Raw genomic sequence first — 15659 nt, 5'->3', positions numbered from 1 at the left:
AGCATCCGCCCCTTCATTCCGGTCAGGCGACCGTTGAGATCAGAAGATCACTCGGCGGCAGCCTCGTCGGCGGCCTTCTTCTTGGCCGGAGCCTTCTTGGCGGGGGCCTTCTTCGCGGGAGCCTTCTCCTCGCCGGCCGGAGCCGCGTCTGCCGCATCCGCCTTCTTCTTGGCGGGAGCCTTCTTCGCGGGAGCCTTCTTCGCGGGCTTCTCCTCCGCCTCGGCGGCGTCGGCGTCGGCGGCCTCGTCGGCGATCTCCTGCGCCTCCTCGACGACCTCGTCAGCGGCGGACTCCTCGCCCTCGACGGTGATGAAGCCGGTCAGGTCGACCGACTTGCCATCGGTGTCGACGACCGTGACCTTGCCCAGGGCGATAGCGAGCGCCTTGTTGCGGGCGACCTCGCCGACCATCACCGGGAGCTGCCCGTTCTGCTGGAGAGCGTTGACGAAGTCCTGCGGGGCCATGCCGTACTGCGCGGAGGCCTGGATCAGGTACTGGGTCAGCTCGTCCTGCGAGACCTGCACCTCGTGGGTCTCGGCGATCTTGTCGAGGACCATCTGCGTGCGGAACTGCTTCTCGCTCGCCTCGGTGACCTCGGCGCGGTGCACGTCATCCTCCAGACGGCCCTCGCCTTCGAGGTGTGCGTGGACCTCGTCCTCGACGAGTCCGGCCGGAACCGGGATCTCGACCTTTTCGAGGAGGGCGTCGACGAGCTTCTCGCGAGCAGCGGCGCCCTGCGTGAAGACGCTCTGCTGAGAGACCCGCTCGGCGAGGCTGTCGCGCAGCTCGGCGATGGTGTCGAACTCGCTCGCCATCTGGGCGAAGTCGTCGTCGGCCTCGGGAAGCTCGCGTTCCTTGACGGCCTTGACCGTGACGGCGACCTCGGCCTCTTCGCCGGCGTGATCGCCGCCGACCAGCTTCGAGCGGAAGGTGGTGTCCTCGCCGGCGGTGAGCGACTCGATGGCCTCATCGATGCCCTCGAGCAGCTCGCCCGAGCCGACCTCGTACGACACGCCCTCGGCGCGGTCGATCTCGTTGCCGTCGATCGTCGCGACGAGGTCGAGCTCGACGAAATCGCCCTTCGCAGCGGGACGGTCGACGGTGACGAGCGTGCCGAAACGACCGCGCAGGCGGTCGAGCTCTTCGTCGATCGCGGCGTCGTCGGTGGCGACGGGCTCGACCTCGATGGTGATTTCCTCGTAGGCGGGAAGCTCGAACTCGGGACGGACGTCGACCTCGACCTCGACCTTCAGGTCGCCGGAGAAGTCCTTGTCGCTGGGCCAGTCGACGACCTCGGCCGACGGGCGCCCGAGGACGCGCAGCTCGTTCGCGGTGACGGCTTCGCGGTAGAAGCCGTCGAGGCCCTCGCTGACCGCGTGCTCGATGACCGCACCGCGGCCGACACGCTGGTCGATGATGGGAGCGGGCACCTTGCCCTTGCGGAAGCCGGGGATCTGCACGTCCTGAGCGATGTGCTCGTACGCGTGGGTGATGCTCGGCTTCAGCTCGTCCGGGCTGACCGTGATGTGGAGCTTCACCCGCGTGGGGCTGAGCGTCTCGACGGTGCTGGTGACCATGCCTGTCGTTCTCCTTTATCCGGCCGCGCACACGCGCGTCCGTTCGGTGGTCTGGGTTCGTGGGGCCGTTGTCGGGGCGACAGGATTTGAACCTGCGGCCTCCCGCTCCCAAAGCGGGCGCTCTACCAAGCTGAGCTACGCCCCGGGCGCGCAGCACACGTGCGTCGGAAAACGGCCGTGGTCAGTCTAGCCGACGGAGTCCGCTAGACTGTTCGAGTTGCCAGCGCTGGACACCGTTCTCAGCGCAACGGCGATCCACATCCGATCCCGGTCGGATGCGGGGCTGTAGCTTAGTGGTAAAGCCTCTGTCTTCCAAACAGATGATGCGAGTTCGATTCTCGTCAGCCCCTCCCATACTCCTCCTCGTCTCAGGCGAGGAGGAGTTTCTTCATTCGGCCCTGGCGGCCCCGTGCTCGGCGGCCAGCTCCAGGTAGGTCGCAGCGTTCCGTCGGAGCCCGTCCCGCTCGTCCTCCGTCAGAGCACGGCGCACCTTCGCGGGCACGCCGGCCACGAGAGACCCCGGCGGGACGACCGTCCCCTCGAGGACGACGGCTCCCCCGGCGACGAGGGACCCGGCCCCGATCACGGCTCCGCTCAGCACTGTGCTGTTCATACCGATGAGGCAGCCGTCCTCCACCGTGCATCCGTGGACGACGGCGTTGTGACCGATGGAGACGTCATCACCGATCCGGGCGGGCGATCGCGCATCGACATGGATCACGACGCCGTCCTGAACATTGCTGCGGTCACCGATCGCGATGCGCGAGCGATCACCGCGGACGACGGCGTTGTACCAGACGCTCGACAGCTCGCCGACGGTCACATCGCCCACCAGCCGAGCTCCGTCCGCGACGAAGACCGTCGGATGCAGACGAGGCCGGGACTCGCCCAGCGGCAGGATCGTTGCGCTCGGTGAGACGACCATGGCCTCACGTTACCCCTGGTGAGCCCAGCCTTCTCTTGCTTGCGGAATGTTCCGGCGTGAGTAGCGTTTGGACAGATGCAGGCCACGACCTGCCAGAAGGAGCGCAGACATGACCGACACCAACATCACCACCCCCGCCCTCACCGCCGACCCCGAGGTCGCCGCCGCTGCCGCGCAGTTCCTCACCCCGGTCGTGCACAAGATGCAGGCGCTGGTCGTCAACGGCAAGCAGGCGCACTGGAACGTCCGCGGCTCGAACTTCATCGCGATCCACGAGCTGCTCGACTCGGTCGTCGCCCACGCGCAGGACTACGCCGACACCGCCGCCGAGCGCATCGTCGCCCTGGGCCTGCCGATCGACTCCCGAGTCTCGACCATGGCCGACAAGACCAGCACCGCCGTCCCTGCCGGTTTCGCGCAGTGGCAGGACGAGATCAAGGCCATCGTGTCCGACATCGACGCAGCTCTGGTCGACCTGCAGGCCGCGATCGACGGCCTCGACGAGGTCGACCTGTCGAGCCAGGATGTCGCGATCGAGATCAAGCGCGGCGTCGACAAGGACCGCTGGTTCCTGCTCGCGCACCTCGCCGAGTAATTCCCGGCGCCGACGGAACGGCGCGTCGATCGGACCCGGGCAGCACAGCGCGCCCCACCGATCGCCGCGCCGTTTCGTCGTTCTCGCGGCAGATCCGGTCGAGCCGGCGTCAGCCGATGTGCGTCACGCGACCGGCGAGCAGAGTCGCTTCCACGGCGGTCGCCCGCAAGGCGGCCGGGGTGGAAGCGGCGAGCGGGTCGCGGTCGACGACGACGAGATCGGCGACGGCACCGGGCTCGATCGCAGAGCCGGTCTCGGAGCCGCCCGCGGTGGAAGCCGCGAGAGCAACCGCGGCGGAGATCCGCTGGTGGGGTCGCCACGGCTCGCGTTCGTCTCGCGTGCGGAACACCGCGTCGGACATCGTGGTCCACGGGTCGAGGTGAGCGACCGGCGCGTCCGAGCCCAGCAGCAGATTCGCGCCCGCATCGACGAGCTCGCGCATCGGGTAGCCGACCGCGGTCTGCCCGGCCCAGAATTCCTCGGCCATCTCGCGGTCGTCCACAGCGTGCGAGGGCTGGATGCTGGCTCCGACACCGAGACGCGCGAAACGAGGCATATCGGCGTGGGCGACCAGCTGAGCGTGCTCGATCGTGCCGGTGGCGCCCGTCGTGGCGAAGGCGTCGAGGGCGTGGGAGTTCGCGACGTCGCCGATCGCGTGCACCGCGCAGGAGATGCCGGCGCCGGTCGCCCGCCGCATCAGCGCGACGAGCTCGTCCGGAGGCACCGTCATGACCCCGAAGTCGGTCTCGGCTCCTGGGTAGTGATGGGAGCACGCCGCGGTCCGCGTGCCCAGCGAACCGTCGGTGATGACCTTGAACGGCCCCATCCGTACGAGACCGGCCGGGTCGATCGTGTCGCCGGTCTCCAGGCCGGCGGAGATCGCCCTCTCGAGCATGCTGGCGTAGACGCCGAACGACACGCGCACGGCGTCGAATCCGCGTGCGAGGCGACGAGCCCAGGCCTCGGCGTTCCACGCCATGTCGAGGTCGACGATGCCGACCACGCCGCGGGCGGCCGCGGCGGACAACGCTTCCATCACCGCCGCGTCGGCAAGAGACGGGTCGAGGGCGTTCAACCGGCGTGAGATCTCGAACGCAGGTTCCTCGCGCAGCACACCGTCGGGTGCCGACATCCCCTCGCGTCGGAGCGCCGCGCTGTTGAGCCACACGCTGTGCACATCGGAGTTGATCAGATACGTCGGCGCGTCGCCGGTCACCGCGTCGAGCATCTCGAGGGAGGGCCGATCCGGCCAGAGTGCGTCGCGGAAGCCCGAGCCGATCCGCCGACCATCGTGGTCCGGGCCCGTGAGCCCCATCACGGCGGCCGCCTCGGCAGCGCTCGAGATGCCTTCGAGATCGACACGCCGGGCCGCCAGCGCCCACTGAACGGTGTGGACATGGTGGTCCCAGAGCCCGGGAAGCAGCCATCCGCCGGACGCGTCGAGCACCACACCGCGCCTCGGCAGAGCACCGGCGGGCGCGATGTCGACGACGGTTCCTCGCGCGAGGTGCACGTCGACCGGGTCCGAGCCGAAGGGGTCTGTCCTGCCGGGTCCTGTCAGCCGGACATCCGCGATGACGTCGACCTCGTCACCGCGCGCGGGAGCGCTCACGATGACTTCTCCCGGCCCGCCCGAATCGCATCGTGCGCGCGGCGCATCTCGCCGGCCAGCCGCGGGTCCGCGTATGGCGTCGCGCCCTCCTCCAGCTGCGCGATGATGGTGTCGACCACGGCATCCGACCGGTTCTGGCTCAGCTTGCGCTTGGCCTCGACGCGCGACGGCGAGAGGCGGAATCCGACCGTGCCGCGCTCGAGACGCCCGACGAAGTCGGCGTCGTTCGGAGCCGACCACATGCCGCGCGGTGTGCCGACGCCGGCCTCGAATCGGTCGACGAGACGCTCGAGCACGCGCAGGTTCTCCTCCGCTGTGAGGATCTCGGGCACGCCGGAGAGGTGAACCGATACGAAGTTCCAGGTCGGGACCGCCGGCACGTCGCCGTACCACTGCGGCGACACGTATCCGTGCGGCCCCTGGACCACGACCAGCATCTCGGTCTCGCCGAGCCCGAGAAGCGCGTCGTCCGGGCGGCCGACGTGCCCCACGATCGTGAGGTCGTCGCGTTCATCGTCGAGGAGGACGGCGTAGTGCGAGGCGACGAGCCCGCCGGCTGCCGCGCTGACGATCGTGACCCAAGGGTTCTCATCGATCACACGGCGCAGCTCGGCGACATCCGTCATCGCGAAACTCGGGTTCTGTCTCATGCGCTCATCTCTGGCAGTTGGGGCACCAGTACAGCTTGCGCGATGCCATCTCCTCGAGGACGATCGCCGTGCCGCAGATGCGGCACGGCAGGCCCGCGCGGTGGTAGACCCAGTGCCGATCGTCGCGGTGGGCCATCGCGCGGCGCCACGCCTCGGGGTCGAGATCATCCATCGTCATCATCTGGCCGGTCTCGACGCCGATCGCGAGCAGCCGGACCCAGTCGCGCCACAGCTGCCGGACGGTCTCCTCCGGAACGTCGCGCCCCGGTGTATGAGGATTCACACGGGCTCGGAAAAGCATCTCGGCGCGGTACACGTTCCCGATCCCGCTCACCACGCTCTGGTCCATGAGGAGCAGGCCGATCGGCGTCGGCTTCCGGCGGACCGTCGCGGTGAACCGCTCCTCGCCCTCGGCGAGGTCGTCGACCAAGGGATCGGGCCCGAGCTTCGCGATCGTCGCCTGCACTTCCTCGGGCGTCTGCAGCTGGCAGGCCGTCGGCCCCCGGAGGTCGGCGCAGGTCGCATCGGTGAGCAGGCGCAGGCGCACCTGGCCGACCACAGGCGGAGGCCACTCCTCGTCACCCGCTGCGGCGCCGTCGTCACCGAGACCCGTGGTCTGTTCGCTCATGCGGACCCGCCCGCGCGCTCGTCTCGGCGCTCCGATCGAGCTGAGGGAGTTCTCCCCCGCGCTGTCGAAGATCGGTGCGACCTCGGTGCCGCGCTGGTTCGTGTGCCCCATCCGCCCGTTCGCAGACGCGATCGTCGGGTCGACGACGATCTCGCCTGCGAAGTCCCACGCGCCGTACATGCCGAGGTGGACGCGCAGCCAGACGTCGTCCTCGAAGGCAAGGAACATCTGCTTGCCGACCGCTCGCGCCTCGATCGCCTCGCGACCGTCGAGGACCGCCGCGCCCTCCGCGAACCTGCCCTGCGGGCTCGACGCACTGACGACGCGTCCGACCACGTTGCGCTCGAACTGCCGGGCGATGCGGTGGACGGAGTGGCCCTCGGGCATCAGCCCGCTTCCGGATCGAACGAGTCGGTGGCCGGGAGGGGCGAGGTGGTGCCCTCCGCACCCGCTCGCGGGTCGGGCAGCAGGCTGCCGTCGGCCTCGTACGCCGCGAGCTGACCGATCCGGCGCGCGTGACGCTCCTCGCCGCTGAAGGGAGTCGCGATGAAGCGGTCGATGAAGGTCACCGCCTCGTCGAACGTGTGCTGGCGGGCGCCGATCGCGATCACGTTCGCGTCGTTGTGCTCTCGTGCGAGTTCTGCGGTCGGGATGTTCCACACGAGCGCGGCGCGGACCCCGTGCACCTTGTTCGCCGCGATCTGTTCGCCATTGCCCGAACCGCCGAACACGACGCCGAGAGCCTCGACGCCGGCCTGCTGGTCGCGCACCACGGCCTGTGCCGCGCGAATGCAGAATGCCGGGTAGTCGTCGAGAGGGTCGTACTCGATCGGGCCATGGTCGACGACGTCGTGACCCGCCTCGGCGAGATGGTGCTGGAGCTGAGTGGAGAACTCGAGACCGGCGTGGTCGGTCGCGATGTGGATGCGCATGGCACCATCCTATGAATGTGCGAGCCCCGAAAGCGTAGGCTGGCACGGTTGCCGTCGGCGCCAGCAGCGCGCGGCCCCGAATCCTCACCCCGACCCTGGGAGCAGAACGCACGTGCCTGGAGAGAACCTCACCCGCATCGAGGCGCAGGAGCGCCGCGCGATCGTCGACACGCAGAGCTATGACGTCGCACTCGATCTGACCGTCGGCGCGGAGATCTTCCGCTCCCGCACCGTCATCCGCTTCGCCGCCGCCGAGGGCGCCTCGACCTTCGTCGATCTGATCGCGCGCGACGTCCGCGAGATCACGCTGAACGGGCGCGCGATCGACCTCGCGGCCTTCAGCGACTCGCGCATCGCGCTCGACGGCCTCGCGGCGCAGAACGAGCTCATCGTCGACGCGGACTGCCTCTACACCAACACCGGCGAGGGCCTGCACCGGTTCGTCGACCCCGTCGACGGCGAGGTCTATCTCTACTCGCAGTTCGAAGTCCCGGACTCGCGTCGTGTCTTCGCCGTCTTCGAGCAGCCCGACCTGAAGGCGGAGTTCCGCTTCACGATCACCGCCCCCGCCGAGTGGAAGGTCGTCTCCAACTCCCCCACGCCCGAGCCGGTTCCCGGCGACGGCGGGACGGCCACCTGGGCCTTCGAGCCGACTCCCCGGATCTCCTCGTACATCACCGCACTCGTCGCCGGTCCGTACGAGCAGGTCTTCTCCGAGCTCACCAGCGCGGACGGCCGCGTCATCCCGCTTGGCGTGTACGCGCGCAAGAGCCTGTGGCAGTACCTCGACTCCGACTACGTCTTCGACAAGACGCGTCAGGGCTTTGCGTACTTCGAGGAGAAGTTCGGCGTGCCCTATCCCTTCGCGAAGTACGACCAGCTCTTCGTGCCGGAGTTCAACGCCGGCGCCATGGAGAACGCGGGTGCGGTGACCTTCACCGAGACCTACGTCTTCCGCTCCAAGGTCACCGACGCCGTCAAGGAGCGTCGTGTCGTGACGATCCTCCACGAGCTCGCGCACATGTGGTTCGGCGACCTCGTCACGATGAAGTGGTGGAACGACCTCTGGCTCAACGAGTCGTTCGCCGAGTGGGCGTCGACCATCGCGACGGCCGAGGCCACCGAGTGGACCGAGGCCTGGACGACGTTCAACGCGATGGAGAAAACCTGGGCCTATCGCCAGGACCAGCTTCCGTCGACGCACCCCGTCGTGGCCCGGATCAACGACCTCGAGGACGTGCAGGTCAACTTCGACGGCATCACATACGCCAAGGGCGGCTCGGTGCTCAAGCAGCTCGCGGCGTGGGTCGGTGTCGAAGCCTTCTTCGCCGGTGTCTCGGCGTACTTCCAGAAGCACGCGTGGGGCAACACCGAGCTGTCGGACCTGCTCGCCGAGCTCGAGGCCACCAGTGGCCGCGAGCTGGAGACCTGGTCGAAGAAGTGGCTCGAGACCGCGGGCGTGAACACGCTCGAGCCGGAGATCGCAACGGATGCCGACGGGGTCATCACCCGCTTCGCCATCGTCCAGACAGCACCCGCCGACTACCCCACCATCCGTCCGCACCGTCTCGGCGTCGGGTTCTACTCGCTCAAGGACGGCGCACTCGTGCGCACGCACCACGTCGAGCTCGACGTGGACGGAGACCTCACCGAGGTGCCCGAGCTCAAGGAACGTGTGCAGCCCGACCTCGTGCTCTTGAACGACGAAGACCTCGCCTACGCGAAGATCCGCCTCGACGAGCGCTCGCTCCGCACCGCGGTGGAGCACCTCGCGAAGATCAGCGACCCGCTCGCGCGGTCCCTGGTCTGGGGTGCGGCATGGGACCAGACCCGCGACGCCGAGGCATCGGCGACCGATTACATCGACCTGGTGCTTCGCAACATCGGCACCGAGACCGAGTCCACCACGGTGCGTACCACGCTCGGACAGCTCCAGCTCGCCGCGAACTCGTACGTCGATCCGCGCACCCGCGATGCCGCCCGTGCGCGCGTCGCCGACGGGCTGTGGGAACTGGCTCAGCGGGCCGAGGCCGGAAGCGACAGCCAGCTGCAGTTCGTGACCGCCTTCGCGTCGGCCGCATCGACCGCCGCCCACGCGGACGTCGTCCGCGCGCTGCGCTCGGGCGACACTGTCCTGCCGGGGCTGGAGATCGACGCCGACCTGTCCTGGGCGCTTCTGGTCTCGCTCGCCGCGTCGGGCGCCGTCTCGGCGGCGGACATCGACGCCGCGCTGGCGGCCGACAACACCGCGAAGGGCGGGGAGTTCGCCGCGCAGGCCCGGGCCGCGCTCCCCACGGCCGAAGCGAAGAAGGCCGCGTGGGCCTCCCTCATCGAGAACGACGATCTACCCAACACCGTCGTGCGCTCGGCGGCCGCCGGCTTCACCCACCCGGCGGGCGCGGCACACCTCGGGGACTTCGTCGACGAGTACTTCCGGATGCTGCTCCCGGTGTGGGAGTCGCGCACCTACCAGATCGCGCAGTACCTCATCGTCGGCCTGTACCCGGCGGCCCTCGCCAACACCGACCTGCGCGACGCGACCCGTGCGTGGCTCTCGCAGAACGCCGAGGCGCCTGCGGCCCTGCGCCGTCTCGTCGCCGAGAACCTCGCCGGTGTCGAACGGGCGCTCGCCGTGCAGGAGCGCGACGCCCAGGACTGACGTCATTCGCAATGCTGATGGGCGTCGTACTCCGGTACGACGCCCATCGTCGTTCTCGGCACTCCCGGCGGACGACGGCGGCATGCGCCCGTCGATAGCGTGGGGCGCATGATCGTTGCAGAAGGCCTCACGAAGAGGTACGGAGACAAGACAGCCGTCGACGGGGTGAGCTTCACCGTGCAGTCGGGCAAGGTGACCGGCTTCCTCGGCCCCAACGGCGCAGGCAAGTCCACCACGATGCGGATGATCGTCGGGCTCGACCGGCCGACATCGGGCCGGGTCACGATCGACGGTCGCGACTACCGCTCGCTGCGCTCGCCCCTCACCGAGGTCGGCATCCTCCTCGACGCGAAGGCCGTGCACACCGGCCGGAGTGCACGCAACCATCTCCGCGCCATGGCCGCGACCCACGGCATCCCGCGTTCCCGTGTCGACGAAGTGATCGAGATCACCGGTCTCGCTTCGGTGGCGGGCAAGCGGGCCGGCAAGTTCTCCCTCGGGATGGGGCAGCGCCTCGGCATCGCCGCCGCGCTCCTCGGCGATCCGCAGACCCTCATCCTCGATGAGCCGGTGAACGGCCTCGACCCCGAAGGCGTCCGGTGGGTGCGGCAGTTCGTGCGCGGGCAGGCTGCGCAGGGGCGTACGGTCCTGCTCTCGAGCCACCTCATGAGCGAGATGGCCCTCACCGCCGACCACGTCATCGTCCTCGGCCGCGGCCAGGTGCTGGCCGACGCCGCCATCGACGACCTGGTCCGCTCGTGGACGAGCAACTCGGTCGTCGTTCGCACACCGCGCGCCGACGAGCTCACCCGCCTCATCGCCGGCCCCGACGTCGCCGTGACCACGGGCGAACCCGGGCTCCTGCAGGTCGCGGGGCTCAGCGCCGCAGCGATCGGCGACGCCGCTGCGGCACATGGGATCCCGCTCCATGAGCTCACGCCGCGCGCCGGATCGCTCGAAGACGCCTATCTCGCGCTGACCGAGGGATCGGTCGAGTACCAGACCAAGGGAGCCGTCCGATGACCGCCACCGCCGTGCAGACCCCGGCGCGCCCGCGCGCCACGCAGCCGAACGTGCGTCTGTCGTTCGGCAGGCTTCTCCGCAGCGAGGCCATCAAGCTCCTCACCCTGCGCTCGACCTGGTGGTCTCTGGGCGTCACCGCGGTCCTGGCGATCGGGATGTCGCTGCTCATGGCATGGGCGTCGCAGGACTTCGCCGGAGACTTCCCGCCGGTGAACGCGATCGTCGCACCGATGCAGTTCACGATGCTCGTCGCGGGCATCCTCGGGGCCATGGCGATCACCGGGGAGTACTCCACCGGCATGATCCGGTCGACCCTGACAGCCGAACCGCGCCGTGGCGCCGTGCTGCTGGCGAAGGCGGCGGTGCTCGCGTTGCTCCTCGCGGCGACCACGGTCGTGACGACGATCATCTCCGTCATCGCGTCGGCGCCCATCTTCGGCGACCGGGCCATCGACTGGTCGGATGCTGACTCGTCGGTCATCCCCCTCGCATTCGGCGTCCTCGCGATGGCCACGTTCGCCCTGCTGGGGCTCGGGTGGGGCTTCATCATCCGCAGCGGCGCCGGCGCGATCGCAGCCACGGTCGGGCTCCTCTTCGTCGCGCCGATCGTGCTCAGCCTGTTCACCTTCGGCGGCGAGTCGTGGTCGTGGATCGTCGATCTCGCGCAGTACCTGCCCTCGAGTGCAGCACAGACGGTGACGTCGCCGGGAAGCGACGACTTCGCCACGGGGCTCATCACCCTGCTCGCCTGGCCCGCGGCGACGCTGCTCGGCGGCTGGGCGATCCTTCGCGCGACCGACGCGTAGGGTACGAGGGGTGTCCCCCGGAAGCCGCAGTCCGTCGTCTCCAGACGACGAGCTGCGGCTTCCGCGTCCGCCGGGGGTGCTTCGCAGGTTCTGGGCACGGCATCCCGTCTTCGCCGACATCCTCACGGCGCTGCTGTGTCTCGCGTTCTCCCTGGTCCCGGCCACGAGCTTCACCGACCATATCGACGACGCGGTCGGTGTCGGTCGCATGTGGCCGTTCACGGGGCCGGTCGTGATGGTGGTCGTCGTTCTGGCCTGCGCTTCCCTGCTCGCGCGCAGGCGCTTTCCGACCCTGGTGTTCCTCTGCGCGGTCGTCGTCGCCTTCGCGTACCTCCTGGCGCCCGCTCCGACCGGCGGGCCCATGCTCGGGGTCGCGGCGTACACCCTCGCCGTCCATCGCAGCACCCGAGCCTGTCTGATCGGGGTCAGCGTCGCGCTCGGCGCCCTCGCCGCGTCGGTCGCCGCCCTCGCGTTCACCGGCGTCATCGGCCCCATGATCGCGTGGAATGCGCTGGTCGGCGAGGGGCTGGCCGCCCTCATCGGGTCGCTCATCGGAACCAACGTCGGCAACCGCCATCGCTATGTCGCAGCCCTCATCGACAGATCGCGCCAGCTCGTCGTCGAGCGCGATCAGCAAGCCCGCCTCGCAGCGGCGGCCGAGCGCGACCGCATCGCCCGAGAGCTGCACGACATCGTCGCGCATTCGCTCACCGTGATGGTCGCCCTGGCCGAGGGCGTGGCCGCCTCGAGCGACATCGACCGGGCGCGGCCCGGCGCCACGGCGATCGCTTCGACCGGTCGCGAGGCGCTGCGCGACATGCGCGCGACCCTCGGCATCCTGCGCGAGGACGATGCCGCTCCGCTCGCCCCGTTGGCCCGGGATACGACCGTCGAGACGGTCGACTCGGCCCGTGCAGCCGGGTTCGACGCCCGGCTGACCGTCTCAGGCGACCGGCCGGAGCTCAGCAGCGCGGTGCAGCTGGCGATCTCGCGGATCGTCCAGGAAGGCGTCACCAACGCAATGCGCCACGCCCGTGGCGCCGAACGCATCGACGTCGGCGTCGGATACCGCCCGGATGCCGTCGAGGTCGACATCGTCGACGACGGCGAGCCCGTCGCGCCCGCGCAGACGTCGTCATCGGGGTATGGCCTGCGCGGCCTGCGGGAGCGCGTCGTCCTGGCGGGCGGCACGGTGACGGCCGGCCCAGGAACCGGCCGCGGCTGGCGCGTCCACGCCCGCATCCCTCTCGGACAGGAGAATCATGACCGCTGATCATCGCTCGCCCATCCGCGTGCTGATCGTCGACGACCAGCAGCTCATCCGGCTCGGGTTCCGGATGGTGCTCGAATCGGCTGAGGGCATCGAAGTCGTCGGCGAGGCCGCAGACGGAGCGGCCGCGCTCGCGGTCGTCGCCGCGTCGTCTCCCGATGTCGTACTCATGGACGTCCGCATGCCCGGGGTGGACGGGATCGAGGCCACCGCGCGGATCCGGGCTGAGCACCCGCGCGTCGCCGTTCTCGTCCTGACGACGTTCGACCTCGACGAGTACGCGTTCGGAGCGCTTCGCGCCGGTGCCGGCGGCTTCCTTCTGAAGGATGCGCGCCGCGACGAGCTGGTGGCGGCGGTCCGCGCAGTCGCCGCAGGCGAGGCCACCCTCGCGCCGCGGATCACTCGGCGGATGATCGAGCTCGTCACCGCGACCGGGCTCCCCGCTCCGGAACCCACCACTCCTGCCGTGCTCACGGCGCGGGAGGCGGACGTCCTGGCAGCGATGGCCCGAGGGCTGACGAACCTCGAGATCGCCGCCGAGCTGTTCCTGAGCGAATCGACCGTGAAGACCCACGTCGGCCGCATCCTCACGAAGTTGCCCGCGCGGGACCGCGTGCACGCCGTGCTCATCGCGCACGGGCTCGCCGAGCCCGGCGTCGACGTCTGACGGCCCTCTCGGGAACGTCATGGCTGGGCTCGTTACTATCGGATCGATGACCACCGTGACCGCTGCCGTCCCGCTCGCCTGGGAGTTCCCCGTCGAAGAGTTCTGGAAGTTCCTCAGCGAGGCGGGATGGAACATCGTCGCGGTCGCCGGGATCGTCCTGGGTGCGTTCGCGCTGTCCTGGCTGATGCGTCGTCTGATCGCGCGCATCGTCGACCGCATCGTGCGCGGCGCGAAGACACGCGCCGAGGCAGAGGACACGAGAGCGATCGACATGTCGCCCCTGGCACAGGTGCGCATCGTTCAACGCACTCGAACGCTCGGGTCGATCCTGACCAACATCGTCAACGTGACGATCGTCATCGTCGCGCTGCTCATGGTGGTCGGGGTTCTCAGCCCCGGCATCCTCGGCTCGTTCACGCTCCTGTCAGCCGCCGTCGGCGCGGGTCTCGGTTTCGGAGCGCAGAACATCGTGAAGGACGTTCTCAACGGCATGTTCATCGTCGCCGAGGACCAGATCGGCATCGGTGACGTCGTCGACCTCGGCCTCGCGACCGGCATCGTCGAATACGTCAGCGTGCGCGTCACGCACGTCCGAGACGTCAACGGCACCCTGTGGTTCGTCCGAAACGGCGAGATCACCCGTATCGGCAACATGTCGCAGGGCTGGTCACGAGTCATCATCGACCTCGCCGTGCCGACGGACGCCGACGTGGAGGTGGTGGAGAAGACCGTGCTCGACGCCGCCAAGGACCTCGCTCGAGAGCCCAAGTGGCGCAGCCGCATCATCGAGAAGCCCGAGCTCTGGGGCCTCGAATCGATCAGCGGCGACGCCCTCGTCATCCGTGTCGTCGTCAAGACCCGGCCCAATGCGAAGGACGACGTCGCACGAGCCTTGCGCGTGCGACTCAAGCAGGCGGTGGACGAACTGGGCGTGAAGATCCCTCAGTTGAACTCGACCATCCTGACGGGTTTCGAGGGCGCCCAGAGCGTCCGAGGCGCGAACCCGCCGCGGACGAAGCCGCAGCCCGTGGCGCCGCCGCAGGTGAAGGGGCGTCCGCAGTGGCGGCCGAAGCGCAAGGGCTCGACTGCGGCGACGGCGTCGCCCGACGCTCGCGACTCCCACGCCGAAGACGGCAATTCACCCGACCATCGGAAGGACACTCCGTGAACGACCCGGTCAGCTTCTACGACGAGGTCGGCGGGCACGACACCTTCGTCCGCCTCGTCGACGTCTTCTACCGGGAGGTCGCCGCAGACGACGTGCTGCGGCCGATGTACCCCGAGGCCGACCTCGCTCCTGCAGCGCGCCGGCTCACCATGTTCCTCGAGCAGTACTGGGGCGGTCCGAGCACCTACGGCGAGGAGCGGGGTCACCCGCGGCTGCGTATGCGTCACCGCCCGTTCCACGTCGATCCCGACGCCCGCGACCGTTGGCTGCGCCACATGCGCACCGCCCTCGACGAGCTCGCCCTCGCCCCGCTGCACGAAGCCACCCTGTGGGATTACCTCGAGCGTGCCGCGTACGCGATGGTGAACACGTTCGAGCCCGCCGGTATCGGTCCGCAGGGCTCCGAACGGCGGCCGACGTTCGATCTGAATCCGGCACCAGCCACGGACACGTCCCGGCCGGGCTGACTCACCGTGCCGGCCCGGTCGCGCGCACCGGGGTGAGTCCCATGGCGACGGGTCCCCGGGTCAGCACGTGGCCGCGGGCGAACGACACGCGCGTCCACACATCGGTCCGGCGGACGACCGGCTGCTCGGCGCCCGCGATGAAGCCCATCCCGACCGCTGCGAACGCCACGCCGAGCGGCAGCCCGGCGAGGTCCTCGTCGGGGGCGCCCCAGACCGACGACCGGACGCGGTGAACGACGTCGTCGCCGGCTCCCGTCGGCAGTTGGCGAGCGACGGCGGCGATCCCCCACTGGGCGCGCAGAGAGACCCGGGCCGAGTCGAGGCTTCCCGCCTCGCGCCACCCGGCGCGGGGCGGCGACACCCCGGCCCATGCCGCCGTGACGCCGCTGTCGGGGAGCCGGACGGCACGACCGTCGTCGGCATCCGGAGCCAGAGCGGCGGCATCGACGGTGAGGTCGCACTCGAGCTCGGGATCGACTCGGGCGGTCCGCAGCGCCAAGACGAACGGCGTCGGATCGGTGAGCGAGCGCGGCGACAGCGGTGCGCACGAGAGGGCCAGGAGACCGCCACGTGCCTGCAGACGCACGATCCCGTCGCCGTGCCGGGCCGCGCGGCCGGCGAAGGTCAGGACGTCGCGGGCGACCTCGGGATGCGGGAAGAGGAGACGCTCGGACATCCGT

The 15659-nt window shown here is 69.7% G+C and carries 15 protein-coding genes and 2 tRNA genes; 9 read left to right on the top strand and 8 right to left on the bottom strand.

What is annotated here, in order from left to right:
- Window positions 1–47: 47 nt before the first annotated feature.
- Both tig and C1N74_RS08040 read right to left on the bottom strand, forming a co-directional pair.
- Window positions 48–1577: a trigger factor gene (tig, locus tag C1N74_RS08045; RefSeq protein ID WP_137750327.1), complete on the bottom strand. Its 1530-nt coding sequence runs from the start codon at window positions 1575–1577 to the stop codon at window positions 48–50.
- Window positions 1578–1648: 71 nt separating this feature from the next.
- A tRNA-Pro gene (locus tag C1N74_RS08040) sits at window positions 1649–1722 on the bottom strand.
- 134 nt (window positions 1723–1856) lie between these two features.
- Between C1N74_RS08040 and C1N74_RS08035 the strand changes: the two genes are divergently transcribed.
- Window positions 1857–1927: transfer RNA gene (locus C1N74_RS08035), tRNA-Gly, on the top strand.
- A 38-nt stretch (window positions 1928–1965) separates the two neighbouring features.
- Here C1N74_RS08035 and C1N74_RS08030 read toward each other — a convergent pair.
- Window positions 1966–2502, bottom strand: coding sequence for a gamma carbonic anhydrase family protein (locus C1N74_RS08030; RefSeq protein WP_137750326.1), 537 nt, complete (start codon window positions 2500–2502; stop codon window positions 1966–1968).
- 109 nt (window positions 2503–2611) lie between these two features.
- Here C1N74_RS08030 and C1N74_RS08025 point away from each other — a divergent pair, with 109 nt between their 5' ends.
- On the top strand, window positions 2612–3097 hold the full coding sequence (locus C1N74_RS08025; protein ID WP_023950842.1) for a DNA starvation/stationary phase protection protein: 486 nt from the start codon (window positions 2612–2614) through the stop codon (window positions 3095–3097).
- 109 nt (window positions 3098–3206) lie between these two features.
- Here C1N74_RS08025 and C1N74_RS08020 read toward each other — a convergent pair whose 3' ends face one another.
- The 4 genes from C1N74_RS08020 to C1N74_RS08005 are packed head-to-tail and all read right to left on the bottom strand — an operon-like array spanning window position 3207 to window position 6919.
- On the bottom strand, window positions 3207–4709 hold the full coding sequence (locus C1N74_RS08020) for an amidohydrolase family protein (RefSeq protein WP_375538055.1): 1503 nt from the start codon (window positions 4707–4709) through the stop codon (window positions 3207–3209).
- Window positions 4706–5359, bottom strand: a complete 654-nt coding sequence (locus C1N74_RS08015; protein ID WP_088380047.1) for an FMN-binding negative transcriptional regulator — start codon at window positions 5357–5359, stop codon at window positions 4706–4708. Before C1N74_RS08015 ends, C1N74_RS08020 begins: the two co-directional genes overlap by 4 nt.
- Before the next feature lie 4 nt (window positions 5360–5363).
- Window positions 5364–6374 (bottom strand): Fpg/Nei family DNA glycosylase, encoded by a 1011-nt coding sequence (locus C1N74_RS08010; RefSeq protein WP_023950845.1) that lies wholly within the window; start codon window positions 6372–6374, stop codon window positions 5364–5366.
- On the bottom strand, window positions 6374–6919 hold the full coding sequence (locus C1N74_RS08005; protein WP_023950846.1) for a ribose-5-phosphate isomerase: 546 nt from the start codon (window positions 6917–6919) through the stop codon (window positions 6374–6376). Before C1N74_RS08005 ends, C1N74_RS08010 begins: the two co-directional genes overlap by 1 nt.
- Before the next feature lie 112 nt (window positions 6920–7031).
- Between C1N74_RS08005 and pepN the strand changes: the two genes are divergently transcribed.
- From pepN to C1N74_RS07970, 7 genes are all read left to right on the top strand, one after another.
- Window positions 7032–9578, top strand: a complete 2547-nt coding sequence (pepN, locus tag C1N74_RS08000) for an aminopeptidase N (RefSeq protein ID WP_137750325.1) — start codon at window positions 7032–7034, stop codon at window positions 9576–9578.
- Window positions 9579–9686: 108 nt separating this feature from the next.
- Window positions 9687–10601 (top strand): ABC transporter ATP-binding protein, encoded by a 915-nt coding sequence (locus C1N74_RS07995; RefSeq protein WP_023950848.1) that lies wholly within the window; start codon window positions 9687–9689, stop codon window positions 10599–10601.
- Window positions 10598–11407: an ABC transporter permease gene (locus C1N74_RS07990; RefSeq protein WP_064956605.1), complete on the top strand. Its 810-nt coding sequence runs from the start codon at window positions 10598–10600 to the stop codon at window positions 11405–11407. Before C1N74_RS07995 ends, C1N74_RS07990 begins: the two co-directional genes overlap by 4 nt.
- A gap of 10 nt (window positions 11408–11417) precedes the next feature.
- Window positions 11418–12680: a sensor histidine kinase gene (locus C1N74_RS07985; RefSeq protein ID WP_258318027.1), complete on the top strand. Its 1263-nt coding sequence runs from the start codon at window positions 11418–11420 to the stop codon at window positions 12678–12680.
- Window positions 12670–13344: a response regulator transcription factor gene (locus C1N74_RS07980; RefSeq protein ID WP_023950854.1), complete on the top strand. Its 675-nt coding sequence runs from the start codon at window positions 12670–12672 to the stop codon at window positions 13342–13344. The genes C1N74_RS07985 and C1N74_RS07980 overlap by 11 nt, the downstream gene beginning before the upstream one ends.
- 46 nt (window positions 13345–13390) lie before the next feature.
- On the top strand, window positions 13391–14512 hold the full coding sequence (locus C1N74_RS07975) for a mechanosensitive ion channel family protein (protein WP_137750324.1): 1122 nt from the start codon (window positions 13391–13393) through the stop codon (window positions 14510–14512).
- Window positions 14509–14979, top strand: coding sequence for a globin (locus tag C1N74_RS07970; protein ID WP_023950858.1), 471 nt, complete (start codon window positions 14509–14511; stop codon window positions 14977–14979). Before C1N74_RS07975 ends, C1N74_RS07970 begins: the two co-directional genes overlap by 4 nt.
- 1 nt (window position 14980) lies before the next feature.
- Here C1N74_RS07970 and C1N74_RS07965 read toward each other — a convergent pair whose 3' ends face one another.
- Entirely contained in the window at window positions 14981–15655 is a 675-nt protein-coding gene (locus tag C1N74_RS07965; RefSeq protein ID WP_023950860.1) for a hypothetical protein, read from the bottom strand.
- Between the last annotated feature and the right edge of the window lie 4 nt (window positions 15656–15659).

The organism is Microbacterium sp. SGAir0570, assembly GCF_005491085.2.
Taxonomy (GTDB): domain Bacteria; phylum Actinomycetota; class Actinomycetes; order Actinomycetales; family Microbacteriaceae; genus Microbacterium; species Microbacterium arborescens.
This window is presented reverse-complemented; position numbering and strand designations above follow the sequence as displayed.